This window comes from Dialister sp. UBA1703 (assembly GCA_002320515.1).
In the GTDB taxonomy this organism is placed as follows: Bacteria; Bacillota; Negativicutes; order Veillonellales; family Dialisteraceae; genus Dialister.
Genome location: DCJJ01000085.1, coordinates 1 through 4,087, shown reverse-complemented (window position 1 = coordinate 4,087; position 4,087 = coordinate 1). Strand labels below are relative to the sequence as shown.

4 protein-coding genes are annotated in these 4,087 nt (G+C 52.0%); all 4 read left to right on the top strand.

The features are described from left to right. Nucleotides 1-208 precede the first annotated feature (208 nt). The 4 genes from gatC to B2Y11_RS03985 are packed head-to-tail and all read left to right on the top strand — an operon-like array spanning nt 209 to nt 3,740. Nucleotides 209-493 (top strand): Asp-tRNA(Asn)/Glu-tRNA(Gln) amidotransferase subunit GatC, encoded by a 285-nt coding sequence (gene gatC, locus B2Y11_RS04000; protein WP_008858878.1) that lies wholly within the window; start codon nt 209-211, stop codon nt 491-493. 12 nt (nt 494-505) lie between these two features. Beyond that, nucleotides 506-1,963 (top strand): Asp-tRNA(Asn)/Glu-tRNA(Gln) amidotransferase subunit GatA, encoded by a 1,458-nt coding sequence (gene gatA / locus B2Y11_RS03995; protein ID WP_291056497.1) that lies wholly within the window; start codon nt 506-508, stop codon nt 1,961-1,963. Then, nucleotides 1,960-3,405, top strand: a complete 1,446-nt coding sequence (gatB, locus tag B2Y11_RS03990; RefSeq protein WP_291056496.1) for an Asp-tRNA(Asn)/Glu-tRNA(Gln) amidotransferase subunit GatB — start codon at nt 1,960-1,962, stop codon at nt 3,403-3,405. The genes gatA and gatB overlap by 4 nt, the downstream gene beginning before the upstream one ends. Beyond that, entirely contained in the window at nt 3,402-3,740 is a 339-nt protein-coding gene (locus B2Y11_RS03985; protein ID WP_291056495.1) for a hypothetical protein, read from the top strand. The genes gatB and B2Y11_RS03985 overlap by 4 nt, the downstream gene beginning before the upstream one ends. The last annotated feature ends 347 nt before the right edge of the window (nt 3,741-4,087 follow it).

The following is a 4,087-nucleotide window of genomic DNA, read 5'->3' as shown; positions in this document are numbered from 1 at the left end:
CTCGGGGCGAAGCCCCGTCAACCTCCACCCTCTGAACCCTCTGAACCCTCTGAACCTTTTGAACCCTATGAACCCTCACGCCGCAGGCGTGTCCAATGGCCTATCCTTCCCCTCATAGCGGCCCTATTCCATGTGTGATATAATTGAAAAGGATTTTTTATATCATAAATGCTTGATTAAGATCATGATTGATTAAGGAAGTGTGTCTATGAAAATTACCACCGAAGAAGCAAAGAAGATAGCCCTTCTTTCCCGCCTGGAATTCTCTCCGGAGGATCTGGAGAAGATGCGTGATTCCATGAACAGCATTCTTACCTATATGGAAGAGCTGAATCAGTACGACACCACCGATGTGGCGCCTATGGTTCATGCGGTGGAGCAGTACAATGTGATGCGGGAGGACGTTCCCCATACATCGTTTACCAATGAGGAAGCACTGATGAACGCGCCGGACGCTGAGGACGGCTATTTCAAAGTGCCCAAGATTATTTAAGGAGGAAATAGAGTGGGTTATACGATTCATGAACTCCATGAGCAGCTGGTGAAGAAGGAAATCTCCGCTGTAGAACTGACGAAGAAAATCATGGCTCACCGTGACGCTGTGGAAGGGGATATTCATGCCTACCTTTCCACCAGTGACAAGGCGGCTCTTGAAACGGCTGCCCGGGTGGATGAGAAGATTGCTAAGGGTGAGGAAATTTCTGATCTCGCCGGCATCCCCGGAGCTATTAAGGATAATATGTGCATCAAGGGGGAAACCTGCACCGCTGCATCCAAAATGCTGGAACACTGGGTGTCTCCCTATGACGCTACTGTCATTGAAAAGCTGAAGGCAGCCGATTTCATTTCTCTGGGCAAGACAAACATGGATGAATTTGCTATGGGCTCTTCCACGGAAAGGTCTGCTTTCGGCCCGTCCCGTAATCCCTGGAATACAGACTATGTACCCGGCGGCTCCTCCGGCGGTTCCGCCGCTGCTGTGGCAGCTACGGAAGCCATTTGGTCTCTGGGCTCCGATACCGGCGGATCCATTCGCCAGCCTGCTTCTTTCAACGGCATTGTAGGTCTGAAGCCTACCTATGGACTGGTATCCCGCTACGGCCTTCTGGCCTTTGCTTCCTCCCTGGACCAGATCGGACCTCTGACGAAGGACGTCACCGATGCTGCCATCGTACTGAATGCCATTGCAGGCCATGATGAAAGGGATTCCACATCCATTCCCCAGGAAAAGAAGGACTACAGAAAAGCCCTGGTTCGGGATGTGAAAGGCATGCGTATCGGCGTGCCGAAGGAATTCTTCGGAAAAGGTATTAAACCGGAAACAAAGGAAGCCATCGACAAGGCCCTTGCTTTCTATGAAAAGGAAGGCGCTGAAATCGTGGACGTTTCCATTCCCCATATCAACAGCGGCGTATCAGTGTACTACATCATCGCCCCGGCAGAAGCCAGCTCCAACCTGGCCCGCTACGACGGCGTCAGCTACGGTTTCCGCGCAGAAGGCAAAGATATCATCGACATGTATATCAAAACCAGAAGCCAGGGCTTTGGCGAAGAAGTGAAACGGCGTATCATGCTGGGCAACTACGTTCTCTCTGCCGGCTACTACGATGCGTACTACCTGAAGGCCTTGAAGGTTCGTACCCTTCTGAAACAGGAATTTGACGAAGCCTTCAAGAAATGTGACGTTATCGCCGCTCCTTCCGCTTCCGGCACCTCCTTCAAATTCGGCGCTTTCTCGGATCCCCTGTCCCTGTACATGGAAGATATCTGCACCGTTCCGGTGAACCTGATCGGCGCACCGTCCATCAGCATTCCGGTAGGATTCAAAGATGACCTCCCCCTGGGCATGCAGCTCATCGGCAGGACCCTGGGAGAAGAAACCATTCTCCAGGCAGCCTACACCTTTGAACAGGCTCATCCGGAATTCACAAGAACCGCACCGAAAGGAGAAATCAAGGAATGAAGTACGAAGCAGTGATTGGCCTGGAAGTTCATACAGAACTCCAGACAAAAACGAAAATTTTCTGCAGCTGCAGGACATCCTTCGGTGCAGACCCCAATACCAACGTATGCCCCGTATGCCTGGGGCTGCCGGGAGTCCTTCCGGTACTGAATAAGAAAGTGCTGGAATATGCAGTGAGAGCAGGACTTGCGCTGAACTGTGAAATTTCCCATTTCAGCAAATTTGACCGTAAAAACTACTATTACCCGGATCTTCCCAAAAATTTCCAGACCTCCCAGTTTGACTTGCCCATCTGCGAACACGGCTACCTGGACGTGGAAGTGGAAGGGGAAAAGAGAAGAATCCGCATCACCCGCGCCCACATGGAAGAAGACGCAGGAAAACTGGTGCACCACGGCACATCCATCACCGACTCCGACTACTCCCTGGTAGACTATAACCGTACCGGTACCCCTCTCCTTGAAATCGTTTCTGAACCGGACATGCGCTCTGCCAAAGAAGCGGTGGCCTACATGGAAAAAATAAGAGCCATCCTCCAGTACATCGGCGTTTCCGACTGCCGCATGGAAGAGGGGAGCCTCCGCTGCGACGCCAACGTTTCCGTCCGTCCCGTAGGACAGAAGGAACTGGGCACCAAGACAGAAATCAAGAATATCAACTCCTTCAAAGGCGTGGAAAGAGCCATTGAATACGAAGCCATGCGCCAGGCAGAACTGCTGGAAGACGGCGGCAAAGTGGTACAGGAAACCCGTACATGGGATGAAAAAGAAGGGATCACCAAGAGCATGCGTACCAAGGAAGAAGCCAACGATTACCGCTACTTCCCGGAACCGGACCTGGTACCTTTCACCGTAAGCGATGAATACATCGAAAACATCCGCAAATCCCTGCCGGAACTGCCGGATGCCAGAAAAGAAAGATACATGAAAGAATTCGGCCTCTCCTCCGAAGACGCCGTCTTCATGACCAACGACAAAGACACCGCCGACTACTTCGAAGCCGCTGTTGCCGCCGGCGCCGACCCCAAAGCCGCCGTCAACTGGCTCATGGGCGAATTTGCCAGCCAGCTCTTCACCGAAGGCATTGAAATCGCAAAGGCACCGGTATCTGCTGAAAACCTGGCAGGCCTCTTGAAACTGATTTCCAAAGGTACCATCTCCGGCAAGATTGCCAAGAAAGTCTTCGCCACCATGTGGAAAGAAGGAGGCAAAGCCGAAGACATCGTCAAAGCCCAGGGCCTCGTCCAGATTTCCGACACCGCTGAACTTTCGAAACTGGTAGACGAAGTGGTAGGAAAGAACCCCAAAGCCGTGGAAGACTTCAAAGCCGGCAAGAAAAAAGCCGTCGGCGCTCTGGTAGGCCAGATCATGAAAGCCACCAAAGGCAAAGCCAACCCAAGAGTCATCAACGAACTGTTAAATAAGAAACTGCAATCCTTATGAATGACACCGACAAAACAAAGGAAGACACCGGAGTTCATGAAGAACCGAGAGTCATGAGCAGAGACGACGTCCATGACTATGAGGGCCTTACCCTGAACGAAGACGGAAAAGAAGAGAAACAGGAAGAAGAGGACGGATACACCATCCACATTCACCGCTTCAGCCTTAAAAATATTCCCTTCTGGAAAAAAGCCCTCTTCGCCCTGGGCCTTGTGGCCTGTGCCGCCATCTTCCTCATGATGGCCATAGCCGCTGCCTACTTTATCGTAGTAGGCGGCGCCATCGTCCTGGTGGCAGGAGCTGTAGTTTATCTTCTGAAGAAATATATACTGTAAAAAAGCCTCCCGAAAGGGAGGTTTTTTATGTTCTTAAGAGAAGGGGGGAGAGATTTAGTGGGCTGGTGATCTAGTGAGCTGGTGATCTAGTGGACTGGTGATCTAGTGGGCTGGTGATCTAGTGGGCTGGTGTTCTAATTGGCTAGTTGGATGCAGTCCGGAGACCCCCTTTGGTGGCTACGCCACCACCTTTCCGCCCCGTTGGGAAGCGTGTCACTTGATTCTCAGTCGCCTACGGCTCCTTGCGAATCCAGTTCCCTTGCCACCGCAGTTCGGTGGGGCGGCAAAAGGAAAGCACCTTAATGGGCAGGCTAGGCGCCTTACTTCGCCCCACTTGGAGGTCCTAT

What these genes read in the sequence shown, in the direction of transcription:
- B2Y11_RS03985 (WP_291056495.1), top strand. Translation starts at nt 3,402, where the DNA reads ATGAATGACACCGACAAAACAAAGGAAGACACCGGAGTTCATGAAGAA.
- gatB (WP_291056496.1), top strand. Translation starts at nt 1,960, where the DNA reads ATGAAGTACGAAGCAGTGATTGGCCTGGAAGTTCATACAGAACTCCAG.
- gatC (WP_008858878.1), top strand. Translation starts at nt 209, where the DNA reads ATGAAAATTACCACCGAAGAAGCAAAGAAGATAGCCCTTCTTTCCCGC.